Origin of the sequence: Streptomyces violaceus (genome assembly GCF_036014075.1) — a bacterium.
Taxonomy (GTDB): Bacteria; Actinomycetota; Actinomycetes; order Streptomycetales; family Streptomycetaceae; genus Streptomyces; species Streptomyces violaceus.
Window position 1 is genome coordinate 5,126,375 of sequence record NZ_CP107911.1, and the last position, 16,164, is coordinate 5,142,538.

General features: G+C 70.1%; 13 protein-coding genes. 4 read left to right on the forward strand and 9 right to left on the reverse strand.

Annotated features, from left to right (window positions below):
* Positions 1-16 precede the first annotated feature (16 nt).
* The 5 genes from OG542_RS23240 to OG542_RS23260 all read right to left on the reverse strand — a co-directional run bounded on the left by OG542_RS23240 (position 17) and on the right by OG542_RS23260 (position 6,185).
* Positions 17-2,296, reverse strand: a complete 2,280-nt coding sequence (locus OG542_RS23240) for an FtsX-like permease family protein (protein ID WP_328413517.1) — start codon at positions 2,294-2,296, stop codon at positions 17-19.
* A complete protein-coding gene (locus OG542_RS23245) occupies positions 2,293-2,958 on the reverse strand; it encodes an ABC transporter ATP-binding protein (RefSeq protein WP_328413518.1) in 666 nt (221 codons plus the stop codon). Before OG542_RS23245 ends, OG542_RS23240 begins: the two co-directional genes overlap by 4 nt.
* 85 nt (positions 2,959-3,043) lie before the next feature.
* Complete coding sequence (locus OG542_RS23250; RefSeq protein ID WP_311126231.1) at positions 3,044-3,454, reverse strand: hypothetical protein; 411 nt, start codon at positions 3,452-3,454, stop codon at positions 3,044-3,046.
* A 244-nt stretch (positions 3,455-3,698) separates the two neighbouring features.
* Positions 3,699-5,270 (reverse strand): sodium:solute symporter family protein, encoded by a 1,572-nt coding sequence (locus tag OG542_RS23255; RefSeq protein WP_328413519.1) that lies wholly within the window; start codon positions 5,268-5,270, stop codon positions 3,699-3,701.
* A gap of 126 nt (positions 5,271-5,396) precedes the next feature.
* Positions 5,397-6,185, reverse strand: coding sequence for an SDR family oxidoreductase (locus tag OG542_RS23260; RefSeq protein ID WP_311126229.1), 789 nt, complete (start codon positions 6,183-6,185; stop codon positions 5,397-5,399).
* 108 nt (positions 6,186-6,293) lie between these two features.
* Here OG542_RS23260 and OG542_RS23265 point away from each other — a divergent pair, with 108 nt between their 5' ends.
* Complete coding sequence (locus OG542_RS23265) at positions 6,294-7,133, forward strand: hypothetical protein (protein ID WP_328413520.1); 840 nt, start codon at positions 6,294-6,296, stop codon at positions 7,131-7,133.
* A 19-nt stretch (positions 7,134-7,152) separates the two neighbouring features.
* On the opposite strand, the gene OG542_RS23270 is transcribed toward OG542_RS23265, so the two are convergent.
* Positions 7,153-9,018 (reverse strand): MFS transporter, encoded by a 1,866-nt coding sequence (locus OG542_RS23270; RefSeq protein ID WP_328413521.1) that lies wholly within the window; start codon positions 9,016-9,018, stop codon positions 7,153-7,155.
* 360 nt (positions 9,019-9,378) lie between these two features.
* Entirely contained in the window at positions 9,379-12,123 is a 2,745-nt protein-coding gene (locus OG542_RS23275; protein ID WP_328413522.1) for a D-alanyl-D-alanine carboxypeptidase, read from the reverse strand.
* A 236-nt stretch (positions 12,124-12,359) separates the two neighbouring features.
* On the opposite strand from OG542_RS23275, the gene OG542_RS23280 reads away from it, so the two are divergent.
* The 3 genes from OG542_RS23280 (at position 12,360) to OG542_RS23290 (ending at position 14,593) form a co-directional block, all read left to right on the forward strand.
* Complete coding sequence (locus OG542_RS23280) at positions 12,360-13,115, forward strand: GOLPH3/VPS74 family protein (protein ID WP_328413523.1); 756 nt, start codon at positions 12,360-12,362, stop codon at positions 13,113-13,115.
* Between the two features lie 231 nt (positions 13,116-13,346).
* Positions 13,347-14,204 (forward strand): helix-turn-helix domain-containing protein, encoded by an 858-nt coding sequence (locus tag OG542_RS23285; protein ID WP_328413524.1) that lies wholly within the window; start codon positions 13,347-13,349, stop codon positions 14,202-14,204.
* A gap of 197 nt (positions 14,205-14,401) precedes the next feature.
* Entirely contained in the window at positions 14,402-14,593 is a 192-nt protein-coding gene (locus OG542_RS23290; protein WP_193479878.1) for a DUF397 domain-containing protein, read from the forward strand.
* 114 nt (positions 14,594-14,707) lie between these two features.
* Here OG542_RS23290 and OG542_RS23295 read toward each other — a convergent pair whose 3' ends face one another.
* Together OG542_RS23295 and OG542_RS23300 are read right to left on the reverse strand one after the other, a co-directional pair.
* The gene (locus OG542_RS23295) at positions 14,708-15,571 is read right to left on the reverse strand and encodes a MerR family transcriptional regulator (protein ID WP_328413525.1); all 864 of its coding nucleotides are present in this window, start codon (positions 15,569-15,571) and stop codon (positions 14,708-14,710) included.
* Positions 15,572-15,655: 84 nt separating this feature from the next.
* Positions 15,656-16,159: a glutathione peroxidase gene (locus OG542_RS23300; protein ID WP_229873146.1), complete on the reverse strand. Its 504-nt coding sequence runs from the start codon at positions 16,157-16,159 to the stop codon at positions 15,656-15,658.
* Positions 16,160-16,164 lie beyond the last annotated feature (5 nt).

Genomic DNA, 16,164 nt, shown 5'->3' on the forward strand with positions numbered 1-16,164 from the left:
GGCTGAGCGCGCGTGATCAGTCGCGGCGGATCAGTTCCGGGTCGATGCGCCGTCCTACGAGCGGAAGTGCGCCGACGGCGGACACGGCCGCCACGCCCGCTGCCGCGAGCGCGAGCACAGGGAGACCGGCGGAGTCCCAGTAGATCTCACTGCCCCCGGTGATCAGATAGCAGGACTCGGCGAGCTTGCCCGTCACGAGCGCCAGTACGAGCCCGACGCTCAGGGGGAGCACGACCTGTACGCACTGCACGGCTCGCATCGTCCGCGCCCGTGCTCCGATCAGCGTGACGGCGGTGACCTGTGGGCGCCGCTCCACCGCCCGGTCGGTCGCCGAGACGACGAAGGCCGCGGTCCCGATGACCAGACCCATGATCATGCCGACGGCGAGCAGGGTCTCGAGGACGGCGATCTGCTGGAGGCCCTCGATGTTCACGCCGATGGGTTCGACCGCGACGGTCGGGGCGACGGCGGCGATACCGTCGAGGACCTTGCGGACCTTGTCGTGGTCGGAGCTGCTGGTGAGGACGTACTGCGCCCCCTGCGGGCGGGCCGCGGTGGGCATGGCCGACGGCGGGATGAGCACGTCAGCTCCGTGGACCGCCGACGGGTCGTAGGCGCTGTACGTGATCTCGTCCTGCGGAAGCGTGATGGTCAGGGTCGTGCCACCACCGCCCTTTGGCAGGCGGAAGGGGAGCGCGTCACCAGGGCGCGCGCCCTGGCCGGTGCCCGCGTTCGGGTCGCTGAGCCGCATCACCTTGCCGTCCACGCAGCCCTCGGAGTGCCGTACCAGTTTGGTCAGCTGGTCGCAGGTGGCGACAACGGCGCTGGCCCAGGGCTGGTCGGAGGACCCGTCGGGGTCGGTCCAGGACATCATCGTCACCGCGTGCGCGCGCACCCCTGGTACGTCGGCGACTTCGTGCTGCTGTCGCGTGGTCAGCGAGGCCAGGGGGACGGAGTAGTCCTGCACGGGAGCGGACGGCCGGGTGACCTGCTCCAGCTGGATGAGGACGCCCTGGGCGAGGGAGGCGGAGAAGACGAGCAGCACGAGGCCGGTGACGACGCGCATGGTGCTGCCCGGCTCGACCTCGTTTCGGCGCATCGCCAGGTTCAGGGTGAGGGACTGGGTGGTGCGCGCGAGCCTGCGGGCGATGCTGTAGGAGATCAGGGGCAGCGTCAGCACCAGCCCCAGGCCCGTCAGCAGAATGCCCGCCGGCATCACGATGGCGTTCGGGCCGAGGCTGTTGGCGGGGTGGTCGGTGAAGCCGGTGGCGCAGTAGCCGGCGACGATACCGACGCCGGTCACCAGGAGCAGGCCGCCCCACTTGGTGGGGCGCTTGGGGGCGGCGGTGCGGCGTACCGCCAGGGGATTGGCGGCGGCTTCGCGTGCGCTGGCGCGGCCGACGAACCAGGCGAGGAGCGGGCACCCGATCAGACAGACGGCGATGGTCGTCGCGGACAGCGCGCCGTCGGCCGGGTACCACCTCAGACTGGGCAGCCCGGTCCGGGTCATGACCTGGTTGAGGACCCAGTACTCGCCGAGGCCGAGAAGCGCGCCGAGGAGGGCCGCGACGACGGTTTCGGCGGCGTTGACCCGCTGGGTGCCCTTGGTGCTCAGGCCCAGCAGGCGCAGGGAGGCGAGGCGGCGGTTCCGGCTGGCGGCGGAGAGCCGGGCACAGACGGAGAGGAAGATGCCGAGGGGGAGCAGGACCAGTGATCCGAGGGCGAAGCGGATGTAGGTCAGGGTCGAGGGTTCGACGGCGGGGAAGGGGGCGTAGTCGTATCCCCAGCCCTTCAGGGCGCGGCCATCGTCGGCGATCTTGTCACGTGTCGTGCCGATGTAGGCGAACAGCTCGTCGGGATGGGCGAGCCCTCTCGCGCCGACCAGACCCTTCTCGTGGCCTGGCAGGAGTCCCTTGATGCCGGGCTGGTCACGCAGCAGGTCGTGTGCGCGGGGAGAGAGGACCACCTGGCCAGGGTCGGGGAGTTCCTTCAGCCCTGGCGGGACCGCGCCGGCGTTCTCGGTCCCCTTGGCGATGAACACCCGGGTGAACGCCTTGGAGCCGTAGGGGTCGGTGCGCTGAAGGAGCAGGGTGGAACCCGCGGACTGGGCGGAAGTGGTCCGCGGCTGGCGCGCGGCGGCCCGACCGTCGTGCGCGTCGAGGATCTGCGGGATGGTGAGGACGAGGGCGAGGCAGCAGACCCCGAGGGAGCCGCCGGCCGCCATGAGGAAGAAGCGTATGCGGTTGCCCCGGCCCGCGCCGAACAGCAGGCGCAGACCGAGCAGGAACTCCCTCACACCGCCCCCTGGGGGGTGAGGACTCCGTCGGACATCGTGTAGTGGCTGTCGGCCTGTGCGGCGACGGTGGGGTCATGGGTGACCAGGATGACGGCAGTGCCCTGCGAGCGCGCCAGGCCGAGGAACTCCTTCAGTACGGCGGATGCGTTGGCGCTGTCCAGTGACCCGGTCGGCTCGTCGGCGAACACGACGGCCGGGCGATGGACCAGGGCCCGTGCGACGGCGACGCGTTGGTTCTGACCACCTGACACCTGCGACGGACGGCGCTCGCGCAGCTCGCCGAGTCCCAGCCGGGTGAGGACCTCGCCGGCGGCCGCGAGCGCGGGCCGCTTGCGCTGCCCGGCCAGGCGCAGTGGCAGGGCGGTGTTCTCCTCGATGGTCAGCTCCGGGAGCAGTTCGCCGTACTGGAAGACGAAGCCGAAGCGTTCACGGCGGAGTTCACTGATCTCGTCGTCGGTGAGATCGCCGAGCGACTGCCCTTCGAACCTCACCTGTCCGCGCGCCGGAGGCAGCACTCCCGCGAGGCAGTACAGCAGCGAGGACTTTCCCGATCCGCTCTGTCCGGTGATGGCCGCGACCTCCCCCCGGGAAATCGAGAGATGGGCGTCACTGACAGCCGGCTGCTCGCCGTAGGAGAGGTCAATGCCCGTGGCGGACAGCACTTCTGACGTACTGATGGCTTCCCCCAAAGAAGCGACCGGGCCCAGGAGATAAGCCTGGGCCCGGTACGTGGAGCTGTGGTTGCGCTTACCTCTGGTAGTGCTTGGTGGTCGAGCAGTTGTCCGGGTTGAACGAGCCCTTGTCACGGCAGACGCGGATGTACGCGTCGTCGGTGTAGCGCTGCGGGGGCGCCCAGTTGGAGGCGCCCACGGGAACGGTCTTCTTCTGCTTGCCGTTGTAGCGGTTCCAGTCGTAGCCCTCGACCTTCACCTGGACGTACACGTTGTGGCCGTCACCGTGATCGGCGTCCTGGAGCTGGCCCTTCCACTCGAAGGCGCCGTGGTTCACGCCTGCGGGGTGCCACTTGTACTGGCCGTGGTGGAACTTCGCGCCGCCGGTCGAGAGCGTCGGAATGTCGTGCCACGAGGCCGCGAATGCCGTGCCCGCCCCCATGGCGAAGAGGCCAGCCGCGAGGGCGCCTACTGCCAACTTACGCACATTTTCTCCCGTTTGTTTTCATTTATGTGGCTCTGGTGGTCAAGTCAGAGCAGCGGTGAAAATTAACATCCGTCACAGAGTGAACGGCGGGAGATGTGTTCGATCTTGCCCCATCTGTCCGGGCTCTCGATGGGTAGCCTTTGCGTCAGCTTTGCCTTTTCCTTGCATGGGCTTGACCGCATGCCGCCCCGTCGAGGCCGAGTTGACCCCGACCGGATGGAGCGGCCGGCTCTGAGGGGTGCGGTCAATCCCTGGTCGTCGTCCGCACCACGTCGTCGGAGGGTCCGGCCGGCGTCGGGACCGCGGCTGCCGCCGCCCCGTCCCCGTCCGTGTTGATCTTCTCGATGAGCGCCAGCCGCTCCGGGGTGTCCTCCGGCTTGATGTAACCGACGAGGATGTAGAGGACCAGGGACACCGCCAGCGGTATCGAGACCTGGTACTGGAGCGGGACGCCGCCCTCGACGTTCCAGTGGATCGGGTAGTTCACCAGCCAGAACGCGAACAGGCCCATCGACCAGCTGACGAGAGCCGCCGTCGGGCCGGAGCGGCGGAACGCGCGCAGCAGGCCCAGCATCATCGGGATGGCCATCGGGCCCATCAGACCGGCCACCCACTTGATGACGACGGTGATGATGTCCTTGAACGCGGGGGAGTCGACCTGTGTCGCCGCCGCCATGGACAGGCCGAGGAAGACGACCGTCGCGATCCGGGCGACCCGCAGTCCCTGGCTCTGGTTCCACGACCGCGCCCTGGCCCAGATCACCGGCGCGCAGTCCCGGGTGAACACGGCCGCGATGGCGTTGGCGTCCGAGGAGCACATGGCCATCGTGTGGGAGAAGAAGCCGACGATGACCAGGCCCAGCAGGCCGTGCGGGAGGAGCTGTTCGGTCATCAGGGCGTAGGAGTCGGAGCCGTCCTGCTTCTGCGACTCGACCAGCAGCGGTGACATCCACATCGGGAAGAACAGCACCAGCGGCCAGACCAGCCACAGGATCGCCGAGAGCCGCGCCGAGCGCTCGGCCTCCTTCGCGTTCGGCGTGGCCATGTAGCGCTGGGCCTGGTTGAGCATGCCGCCGTTGTACTCGAAGAGCTTGATGAAGAGGAACGCGAGCAGGAAGACCGTGCCGTACGGGCCGACCAGCGGTTTCTCATGGCCCTGGAGTTCGGGGGAGTCCCAGACTCCGAAGAAGCCGCCGTGGTCGTCGAGCCGTACGAACACCGCGACGAACATGGCGATGCCGGCGAGCAACTGGATGATGAACTGGCCGAGTTCGGTCAGCGCGTCCGCCCACAGGCCGCCGATCGTGCAGTAGATCGCCGTGATGGCACCGGTGATGAGGATGCCCTGGTTGAGGGAGATCCCCGTGAAGACGGACAGCAGCGTCGCGATCGCCGCCCACTTCGCGCCCACGTCGACGATCTTCAGCAGCATGCCGGACCAGGCCAGCGCCTGCTGCGTCTTCAGGTCGTAACGGTTCTTCAGATACTCCAGCGGGGAGGCCACCTGGAGGCGTGAGCGCAGGCGGTTGATGCGCGGCGCGAACAGCTTCGACCCGATGGCGATGCCGAGGGCGATCGGGAAGGACCAGGTGACGAAGGACGTGACGCCGTGGGTGTAGGCGATGCCCGCGTACCCGGTGAACATCACCGCGCTGTAGCCCGACATGTGGTGGGAGATGCCGGAGAGCCACCACGGCATCTTGCCGCCGGCGGTGAAGAAGTCGCTGACGTTGTCCACGCGTTTGTGCGACCAGACGCCGATCGCGACCATCACGGCGAAATAGCCTATGAGCACGGCCCAGTCGAGACCGTTCATGTGCGCCCTCCCAGGGATCAGCCCGGCGCTCATCGTGGGCGCTATCGCGTGAACACGACAAGTGAGCGTAAGGTCAAAGGGAGGCAAAAATGTTCGACGTGATGGCCTTGGTTCATCTACATGAACTCATCGCATCAACTCCCCGGCGTTGACCAGCAACGACTGCCCAGTGATCGCCCGGGCCCGTTCCGACGCCAGGAACACCGCCGCGTCGGCCACATCCGAGTCCGCGGCCAGCTCGGGCAGCGCCATCCGCCCGGTCAGCCGCTCCAGTACGGCCGCCTCGGACACGCCCTCCGTCTGCGCCGTGAACCGCACATAGGCCTGCACCGGCGGCCCCCACATCCAGCCCGGCAGCACGGTGTTGACCCGGATCCGGTACGAGCCCAGCTCCCGCGCCAGCGAGTACATCGCGCTCGTCAGCGCCCCCTTCGAGGCCGCGTACGCCGCCTGCCGCACCTGGGACGGAGCCGCCACCGCCGACTGCGTCCCGACGAACACCACCGACCCGCCGCCGCCCTCCTTCAGCGCCGGCAGGCAGGCCCGGGTCATCCGCAGCGTGCCCAGCAGGTTCACGTCCAGCACCGAACGCCAGGCCTCGAAGTCCGCGTCCTCGACACCGCCGAAGTAGTTGTCCAGCGCGGCCACATGCACGATCGCGTCGATCCGCCCGAACCGCTCCGCCGCCAGCCCCGCCAGCGCCTCGCACTGCGTCTCGTCGGTGATGTCGGTGGCCCGGTACGCCGTGCGCGCCCCGTCCGGATCGAGCTCGGCGGCCGTCTTCGCCAGGTTCGCCTCCGTACGGGCGCCGAGCACGGCACGGCCGCCGTCCCGTACGACGGCCGCCGCGACCTGCCGCCCCAGACCGGCCCCGACCCCCGACACCACGACCGTCTTCCCCGCGAGCAGTGACATGGCAGGACCTCCCCGAAGCCGGAACCGGACGCCGGACCCTGGCGCTTTATCTGACGGAGCGTCAGAGTATGGGCCTGTCACAGACGAAGGGGAAGGGATGGTCCTCTCATGAGCGACGAAACCCGCAGCGAGCTGTACGCCGAACTGGCCGCCGTCGGCCCCTACGGCACCCACCCCGGCCACGCCCTGATCACCATGGTCGAACCGCACCCGGGCCACGAGTACGCCTACAACCGCTGGTACGAGGACGACCACTACTACGCCGGCGCGATGGCCATGCCCTGGATGTACGCCGGCCGCCGCTGGGTGGCGACCCGGGACCTGCAACTCCTGCGCTACCCCGAGAAGTCGGCGATCGCCCAGCCCGTCACCACGGGCTGCTACCTCTCCACGTACTGGATCACCGCGGGCCGCTACGACGACCACATGCGCTGGACGGTCTCCATCAACAAGCGCCTCAACCGCGACGGCCGCGTCTACCAGGACCGCACCCACGTCCTCACCGCGTTCCAGGACCACGAGGCGACGGTGTACCGGGACGGCGCGGCGGGCCCGAGGGACCAGCACGCCCTCGACCACCCCTACGCGGGCCTGGTCCTCCAGGTCGTCGAGGCCGACACCCCCGAGCAGCGCGCCGAACTGCTGGAGTGGCTGCGCTCCCGCCACCTGCCGAAGCGCCTCGCGGGCTCCCCGGCGGCGATGGTGACGGTCTTCCGCCCGACCCCGCTCCCCGGCGACCGTATGACCTACGTCAAGCAGGTCGAGGGCGTCGACACCCGCCTGACCCTGCTGTGGTTCCTCCAGACGGACCCCAGGGAGTGCTGGGAGGACCGCTTCACGGGCCTCGACGCGGTGGTGGCGGAGTCGGGGCTCGGCAGGGTGGAACTGGTGGCACCGTTCGTACCGACCCTGCCGGGCACCGACACCTACGTGGACCGGCTCCGCTGAGGGTGCGGGAGCCGGCGGGTCAGCGCAGCTCCTGCGGGCAGGGCAGCCCCCGGGGGAACTGATACGGCGCCGCCAGCCGGTACGTCCCCGCCTTCGGCGCGAGCAGCTCCGTCCACCGCACTCCCTGCGCGTCCTCCTCCGTGTCCATCAGACAGCCGTTGACGTTGACGTACGTCTTCGGCTCGCCCTCGGGCCGGTTCCTGGACTCCTCCGTCTCCCGCGGCGGCTTCAGGCTCTTGCCCTCGGAGTCGACGACGCTCAGCCACGGCGTGTACGGGATACGGACCAGGATCCGGCCCGGCTTCTTCACCCGGAGCACCATCTCGCCCTGCTCGGCCCGCTCGACGACCGTGTTCGGCTCGGCCAGCGGGGTGGGGTCGGTGACCTTGAACAGCTGCCAGTTGGCGTCGCCCCAGACCTGGGTCAGATACGGCAGCCCGCGCTGCACCAGCGCCCGCTCCCGCACGCCGCCGTCGCCGTCCGGCTCGCCCTTGGGCAGCACGACGTAGTGCACGCCCCAGCGCTGCAGCCACTCGCGGTAGTTCGCCGAGTTGAGCGTGTCGTCGTAGAAGAGGGGATTGCGCTCCATGTCGGCCTGGCGCATCCAGCCCCGGGCCAGGTTGACGTACGGGGCGAGCGCGGCGGCCTCCCGGTGGGAGCGGGCGGGGACGACCTCCACCCGGCCCTTCTCGGCGCCGACCTCCTGCAACTCGTTGAGCAGCGGCGCCAGCTCGCGCGACCAGGACGCCGCCGGGGCGGTGTGCACGATGTCGTCGACCGTCTTGAAGCCGATCCACACGGTGAAACCGACCATCGCGACCACGACCGTGTACCACCTGCGGCCGCGCGGCACCGTGTACGGCAGCGCGGCCACCAGCGCGACCCCGGCGAACAGCATCGCGAGACGCGTGATGTTGGACCCGATCTGGGAGCTGATCAGCCACACCAGCACCACGCCCAGCCCGTACACCGCCGCCGTCAGCCGGACCGTCTTCCAGTCCCTCGGCACCAGGGCGTAGGCGAGGGCCGAGAACGCGACCGGCAGGATCACCGAGCCGAATATCATCGGCTGGGTCCCCGAGAACGGGAACAGCAGCGCCGACACGCCCACCACCGCACTCGGCGCCAGCCCCAGCGCCCACGCGCCCGGCCGCCGCTTCTGCAGGAACAGCGCGACCGCCACCAGGCCCACGAACAGACCCGCGACGGGCGACGCCATGGTGGCCAGCGCGGCCAGCGGCGCCGCGCTCAGGGCCTTCGCCCAGCGCTTGTAACGCCACCTGTACGGCCAGCAGAACACGACGGCGACCGCGCCGAGCGCGAACATCATGCCGAGGCCGAACGTCACCCGCCCGGACACCGCGTTGCAGAACAGCCCGAACACGCCCGCCAGCGACGCCCAGAGGGGATTGCGGACGGACCGGCTGCGCAGCAGGAGGAGCGTCAGCAGCCCGGCCGACACCGTCCCCGCGATCATCATCGTCGTCCGCACGCCGAGCACCGACATCAGATACGGCGACACGACGCTGTAGGACACCGGGTGCATCCCGCCGTACCAGGCGAGGTTGTACGCCGAGTCCGGGTGCCGGCCGACGAACTCGGCCCACGCGTCCTGCGCGGCGAGGTCACCGCCGCTGTTCGCGAACGTGAAGAACCAGACGACGTGGAGCACTCCGGCGAGGCCGGTGACGGACAGGACGGGGTGGCGCAGCATGCGCTCACGCAGCGTCAGTACGGCGGTCCGCAGCCGGGTCTCGCGCTCACGGCCGGTCGTGCCGTCAGCATCCCGTACGTCGGCTTCCCGCGTCGCGGGCATGCCTATTCGCGGGCCGGATCCCGGGCCCGGATCGGCGTTCTCGGTGCGTGTCGGCTCCGCAGTGGCCACTGAAAGGCACTCCCCGTGTCCCGTCTTCTGTTCTCAGCTTCTGCTTCCCGGCCGCGTACCGTTCACCCTCGGTTCGCAGCCGCGCCGCCGCGGACGGCGACCTGCCCCGATTCGGGACGCTAGCACGCACCCCGCCGGGCAGAGCCCGGACGGGCCGCCAGGGGCCTCCTGATGGATCTCCGCAGCGTCGCACCGCCCGGCATGCACCCTCGCCGCACGGTGCGGAGGGACAGGTGGCTCCGCCACATGACCCTCCGCACCGCACGCCGATCGCACGCACCGAACGCCGCTCCTTCTCCTGCGGAGATCCACCAGAAGGCCCCAGCAGCGGGGTGCGGTGGTGCGGGTGGGCGACGCGGCTCAGCCGATGCGCGTGAGCTTGTCCGCGAAGCCCGGCTCCACGAGGTCCTTCTGGAGGGCGACCGGAACCTTGACCGCGCTGGTGCTGCCGTCACCGACGGTGAGCGTGCCCACCTTCTGGCCGGCCTTGGCCGTGTGCGGCAGCTCGTCCGCCGCGAACGTCAGCTTGACGGACAGGCCCGCCCAGCCGACGGCCGTGACGTCCTCGGTGACGGCGACCGGCGTACGGCCGCCCAGACCGTCGTCGGCGTACCCGACGATGTCGCCCTTCTTCAGGATCGTCGCCGACTCCAGCGCGCCCTGCGCGGCCCGGATCAGCTTGTCGCCCTCGTGCAGCGCGGCGCCCAGGATCGTGTTGTCCGGACCGCCGGCGGGCTGGCGCACCACGGCGCCGATGACCCGGTGGATCTCGCCGTCGACGTCCTTCCGCGCGGAGAAGACGAGGTTGCCGAGCGCCGAGGTGGTGGTGCCGGTCTTGATGCCGGTGACGTCGTTGTAGCCGACCAGGCGGTTCCAGTTGTCGTGCTTGGTGCCCTTGTAGTCGACGTACGACATCATCGTCGCGACCTCGCGGAAGGCGGGCTGCTCCATGGCGGCCCGGGCGAGCTTCACCTGGTCCACGGCCGTGGACACGGTGGTGTTGTTCAGGCCCGACGGGTCGGTGTACGTCGAGTTCTTCATGCCGAGGTCCTTGGCGGCGTCGTTCATCTTCTGCACAAACGCCTTCTCGGACCCCGCGTCCCAGCGGGCGAGCAGTCGCGCCACGTTGTTCGCGGACGCGATCAGGATGCTCTCCAGGGCCTCCCGCTGGCTGATCTTGTCGCCCTTGGTCACATCGACGGTGGACTCCTGGCCGGCGTCGGACTGATCCTCGGCGGCCTGGTCGATCCCGATCTTCGGCCCGTCCTCACCGCTCTTGAGCGGGTGATCGCGCAGGATCACATAGGCGGTCATGACCTTGGCGACACTCGCGATCGGCACGGGCTTCTGCTCGCCGGACGAGCCGAACGTACCGATGCCCTGCACGTCCAGCGCGGCCTGGCCGTCGGCCGGCCAGGGGATGTCGACCTTGCCGCCCTCGAACGTGTAGCTGTCCTTCGCGGTGAGCTGGAGCGTGGGCGCCGGCAGCGGGCGCACGTTCTGCACGACCGCGAAGACGATCACGAGCAGCAGCGCCAGCGGCGTCCAGATCTTCACCCGCCGTACGGCCGTCCGCAGCGGGGTGTCCGGGGGCGGCGGGGTGTTCGTCAGCTCGGCCAGCATGTCGAGCGGCGGCCGCGGCGGCAACGGCTGCTGCGTGGTCCGCTCGGGGCTGACGGTGGGGACGGGGGCGGTGGCTTCGGCGGGTGCGGGTGCGGGCGGTGCGGCCGGCTTCCGCGTCGCCGGGTCGTCCAGCGGCTTGAGCGCGACGAACTTGCTGGTCCGCTCGGCGTCCTTCTCGGGAGCGCCCTTGTCCTTGGTCGCGCCCCCGATCTTCAACATCGTGGTCGGCTGATCAACCGCCGGCCGCGGGGCCTTGAAGACGGCGGTGGGCTGATCGACGCCGGACTTCCCGGTGCCTTCGCCTTCGCCTTCGCCTTCGGTGCCGGACTTGTCTTCGGGGGAGCTGTCCGTGTCCGCGCCGGCCTTCGGGGAGGACTCGGCGTCGTCGTGGGTGGCGCGCGGGCCCTTGGGCTTGGAGGCTTTGGCGCCGGTGTCCGGGGTGCTGTTGGTCTTCGGGGTGCTGCCGGCGCCACTCGCCGTGCCGTCGCCCTCGGCGGGCTTCGTTCCGGCCTCGGATTCGGCGGTGCCCGGCTCACTGTCGGCGTCGGCTTCGGTCTCTGCCTCTGCCTCGGGGGCGTCCGCGTCCGCGTTGTCGGCGGTGGCGGAACGGTCCGCCTCGGGCTCGTCGTCCTCGTCCTGGCTCGCATCGGCGCCCTCGGACGCCTCCTCTGCGGCTTCCTGGGCCCCAGGGGCGTCCGTGGGCTCGCCCGCGCTCTCGGGGGCCTCCTGGCCGTCCGGGGCGTCCGTGTCGGTCTCCGTGGACTCGTCCGCGCTCTCGGCCTCCTGGCCGTCCGTCTCGGCGTCCGTGGGCTCGTCCTCGGCGGCCTGCCGACGGTCCGTGGAGTCCTTCTCGGCGCTCTCCGCGGGCTCCTTGCCCGCGTCCGCGTCCGCGTCCTCGTCCGCGTCCGCCGACGCGACCCAAGCGGCCACCGCGTCCCGCAGCCGCCCGTCACTGCCCGCGGTGTCGTCGCCCCGACCGGAGCCGGAGGACTCACCGCACTCGGCGGAGCCGGAAGCCTCGTCGGAACTGTCGGCCTCGCCGGAGCCCGAATCACCGTCGGCGCCCTCCGCAGACGCCTCCGCAGGCTCCTGGGACTCCTCAGCCGCCGCGTCGTCCGCGCCCGCGTCGCTGTCGCCGTCGCCGGCGTCACCCGCCGCGCCCTCGACGTCCGCGCCCTCGACGTCCGCGTCGTCGGCACCCTGCTCGGCGTCACCCGTCGCGTCCGTGAGCTGCTTGGGGTCGGCGGCATCGGGCGGCGTGTCCGTCGGCTCGTCCTCTGTGCGTACGGAGAACACGCGGGTCGCCGTATCGACGCCGCCGCGTGCCGAGGACTTCTCCGCGTCCCGGGCCACCGCGAGGCGCGGGTCGCGGGCTTCCGCGGACGCCTCGCTCCTGGCCTCGGGAACCGGACTCGCGCTCCCCGACGTCCGTTGTGCCGACGACTCGCGCTTCTTCGACCTGTCGGGGGACTCGCCCGCCACCGATGCCTCCTCCTCGCGCCGCACTCCCCGCGTACGCGTAACGAACCGTGAACCGCCGCCGTGACACCGCTCCTCGGCGCTGTCCGAACCATGTACCAGTGTCCTGTGTACGGGTCGAACCCAACCGGTAGACGAGAACGACATACCTACTGGTTCCACTACGAACCGGTCACGCACCCTCGACAGACCAATGTGAGAGGGGTCACCCTGTCTTTCATCCACGCGGGGAGGCATGGATGGGCAGGAGCCGCAGAACACTTCCGGAAGAGCTTCTGCTGCTGGCATTGGACCCGACCACGGGTACCACTGCACAGCCGCAGTCGCTCGACCTCGGTCTGGCCGGAGCACAGCTAGTAGAGCTGGCGCTGGCCGGACGGATAGCCCCAGACGGGGATCGTATCGCCGTGGTAGCCCCACGGCCGACTGGAGATCCAACACTGGACTGCGCACTGGAGTTGCTGCGAAGGCGTGGCGCTCCCGTGCGGGCCGTCCACTGGATTGGCGGGCCGCGACTGGGGCTCCGCCAGACCTACCTCTCGCATCTGGAGCGGTGCGGCATGGTGCATGCCGTGGCCGGCCAGATGTGCGGAGTGCTGCCGACGACTCGTTACCAGGCGACGGACACCGAAATCAGCCGGGAGATCAAGGCCAGGCTGGATTCCGCGATCCGCACCGGCGTACCGCCGGACCCGCGGACCGCAGCGCTCGCCGCCCTGGCGCACGCGGTCGGCCTCGGCAAGCACCTGTATCCGGGGAACGAGGGACGTTCGTCCCGGTCCCGGCTGCGGGACCTGATCAGGCACGACCCCATGGGCGGTCTCGTGGCGCACGCCGTGATGGACGTCCAGAACGGCGTGGCGGCGCAGCCGCGCCGCAACCCGGCACCGCCCGGCCGCCAGGCCGCCGGCGGAGCCAGGGCCGCAGCGGAACCCGCCCGCGGTGTTCCGATGCAGCCGCACCGCGCAAGCATGGCCCGCGTCCCGGCCCACTGAGCCGCGCCGCACCACCGGCACCACGCCGCACCCACGACCCGGTCACGGGAGCCGCTGTCCGAGCGGGGCGGGGAGAGCACACACTCTCCCCGCCCCGCTCGGCGTGCCTGTCCGAACTGGCGTGTACCCGTCGCATATCCACCGTTTCCCAGCGGTAGGAAGCACCTTGGTGGCAGTCTGCTCAGCAGCAGATACGCAAAGTAGAGGCACGCAGCCGGAGGTGCACGTCCCGTGGCGTCCAATGTCAATCCCACCGTCAGGCGGCGCCGGCTGGGCCAGGAGCTCCGCAGGCTCCGCGAGCTCAAGGGCATGACGGCCGAAGAGGTCGCCGAGCGGCTGCTGGTGTCGCAGTCGAAGATCAGCAGGCTGGAGAACGGCCGGCGCAGCATCAGCCAGCGTGACGTGCGCGATCTGTGCGGGGTCTACGAGGTAGAGGACCAGCGCATCGTCGAGTCGCTGATGCAGATGGCCAAGGACTCGCGCCAGCAGGGCTGGTGGCACGCCTTCGGGGACATCCCCTACAGCGTCTACATCGGCCTGGAGACGGACGCCGAGTCGCTCAGGGTCTACGAACCGCAGATCATCACCGGCCTGTTGCAGACGCGCGCGTACGCCGAGGCCATCATCCGGGGCGGCTCGCCCGAGGCGTCGGAGGCGGACAACGACAAGCGCGTCGAGGTCCGGCTGCGCAGACAGGGCCGTATCACCGCCGAGACGGACCCGCTGCGGCTGTGGGTGGTCCTGGACGAGGCGTCCCTGCACCGGACCGTCGGGAGCCGCCCGGTGATGCGCGAGCAGTTGGAGCACCTCGTCGAGATGTCCCAGCTGCCCCACATCACCGTGCAGGTCCTGCCGTTCGAGGTCGGCGCGCACGCCGGTATCAACGGCCAGTACTCGATCCTGGAGTTCGCCGACGCGGCCGACTCGAGCGTGGTGTACATCGAGGGCGTCACCAGCGACCTGTACCTGGAGAAGCCGCTCGACGTGCAGAAGTACACGGTGATGTACGAGCATCTGCGCGCCCAGTCGCTGAACGTGGACCAGTCGCGGCAGCTCATCGAGCGTGTGGCGAAGGATTACGCGCGCTGATCCGCCGTCGGGTGAAGGCCTTTCAGCGGGCAAAGCGCGGGATGCTACACCTCTGACACGCCTGACTGGAAGTCTCCCCTGGAATATGCCATCCGGTCGAGTGAATGGCTGCTCCGAACGAGGATGTTGGCGAGTAGCGTCGATCACGCCACCCATCAGCACGGGTTGGCGTAAACGCAACTGGCTACGGAGCGAACATGGCAATTCGTCTGGGCGCCACGGAAACGTGGACGACGTCCTCCTACACCAACAACAACGGCGCGTGCGTGATGGTCAGGTCGACCGTCGACGAGGCCCTGGAGCTCGGGGACACCAAGATCCCCGAGGGCCCCAAGCTGGCGTTTCCCGCCGACGCGTGGAACGCCTTCGTGACCTCGGTCAAGGCCTGACCTCGCGCTCGACAACAGCACAAGCACCACCGACAGAGCCCTCTCGACCAGCATCGCCGTCCTTGCCGAGAGGGCTCCGCTCGTGCCCCGGGGATCCGAGGAGGACCAGCGGGATCAGCTCACGGGGAACGCCACGTCACACACCGGGTCCTCCGCCCCCGTCGCCTCCCAGTCGGCGAAGTACACCTCCCGGCACGGGCCGGCCTGTTCCAGACCCTCCCGGGCGATCCACTCCTCCACCGCCTCGAAGGCCGCCATGATCTGCGGATGGGCCACCTGCGCCTTGGTGATCCGGGTGTAGGCCAGCCGCTGGGCCGGGTGCACCGCCACCTTCGTCCCCCAGGACCGGCTGTGCTTCTCGACCCACGCCCGCGCCGCCGCCTCGTCCGCCACGGGTACACAGGACTCGGCAGGGCCGTCGCTCTCCATCGACACCTCGGAGTGGTAGACGACGAAGGGCGCCGCCGTGACGCCGCCGCACTCCCGCGCCGCCGACTCCAGCCGGCCCAGCGACGCCCCGATCCACGCGGTCAGCTCGCCCGCCAGCACATGCCGGGTCTCGGTGATCACCACCTGCGCGGGCACGTCCACCGTCTCGATCGCGAACTTCCGGTACATCTCGGAGCTCCTCCCCGACAGTCGTCCACGGAGGTACTCGGCGAGCGTCCGCTGCCCCGCGACCCGTGCCTCGACGTCCGCCCAGTACGCGCCGAGCAGAGCGGCCGCCGCGGGCCCGTCGCCCGCCGCGACCACCTCGGCGATCCGGGCGAGCGGCATGTCCAACTGCCGCAGCATGGCCACGAGCCGGGCCCGTTCGACCTGGCCGGCACGGTAGTAGCGGTAGCCCGTGGCCTCGTCGACATGCGCCGGGGCCAGCAGCCCCAGCCGGTCGTACAGCCGCAGGGCCTTGGCCGAGAGCCGGGCGCGCGTGGCGAACGCCCCGATGGTGAGCAGTTCCTGGTCCGGTACGTCCACCACACATCCTCCGTCACCGGGCGGCTCTTCCGCCCGGTGACGAGGACGCTCGGGCCTGCCCCAGGGGCAAGGTCAAGCAGCCGGGTGTCAGCCCAGCTGGGCCTCCACCGCCGTCACGACCTCGGCCGACTCCGGCTCGGTCTGCGGCGAGAAGCGGGCGACCACCTGGCCGTCCCGGCCGATGAGGAACTTCTCGAAATTCCAGCGGATGTCGCCGCTGTGCCCCTCGGCGTCGGCGAAGCCGGTCAGGCGGTCGTACAGCGGGTGCCGGTCGTCGCCGTTGACCTCGACCTTCTCGGTCAGCGGGAAGGTCACGCCGTACGTCGCCGAGCAGAACTCGGCGATCTCCTCGGCGCTGCCGGGCTCCTGCCCGAGGAACTGGTTGCAGGGCACGCCGAGGACGGTGAAGCCGCGCTCCGCGTACTGCTCCTGGAGCTTCTCGAGCCCCGTGTACTGCGGGGTCAGACCGCACTTGGAGGCGACGTTCACCACGAGCACGGCCTTGCCCGCGTACTGGGACAGGTCGGCGGAACCGCCCTGCAGTGCACCGATCTCGACGTCGAGGGGAGAGGAACCGTTGGTAGTCGTCATGCCCG

Coding starts and splice junctions, on each gene's coding strand:
- OG542_RS23255 (WP_328413519.1), bottom strand. CDS start 5,270: ATGAACGGTCTCGACTGGGCCGTGCTCATAGGCTATTTCGCCGTGATG.
- OG542_RS23260 (WP_311126229.1), bottom strand. CDS start 6,185: ATGTCACTGCTCGCGGGGAAGACGGTCGTGGTGTCGGGGGTCGGGGCC.
- OG542_RS23265 (WP_328413520.1), top strand. CDS start 6,294: ATGAGCGACGAAACCCGCAGCGAGCTGTACGCCGAACTGGCCGCCGTC.
- OG542_RS23280 (WP_328413523.1), top strand. CDS start 12,360: ATGGGCAGGAGCCGCAGAACACTTCCGGAAGAGCTTCTGCTGCTGGCA.
- OG542_RS23290 (WP_193479878.1), top strand. CDS start 14,402: ATGGCAATTCGTCTGGGCGCCACGGAAACGTGGACGACGTCCTCCTAC.
- OG542_RS23300 (WP_229873146.1), bottom strand. CDS start 16,159: ATGACGACTACCAACGGTTCCTCTCCCCTCGACGTCGAGATCGGTGCA.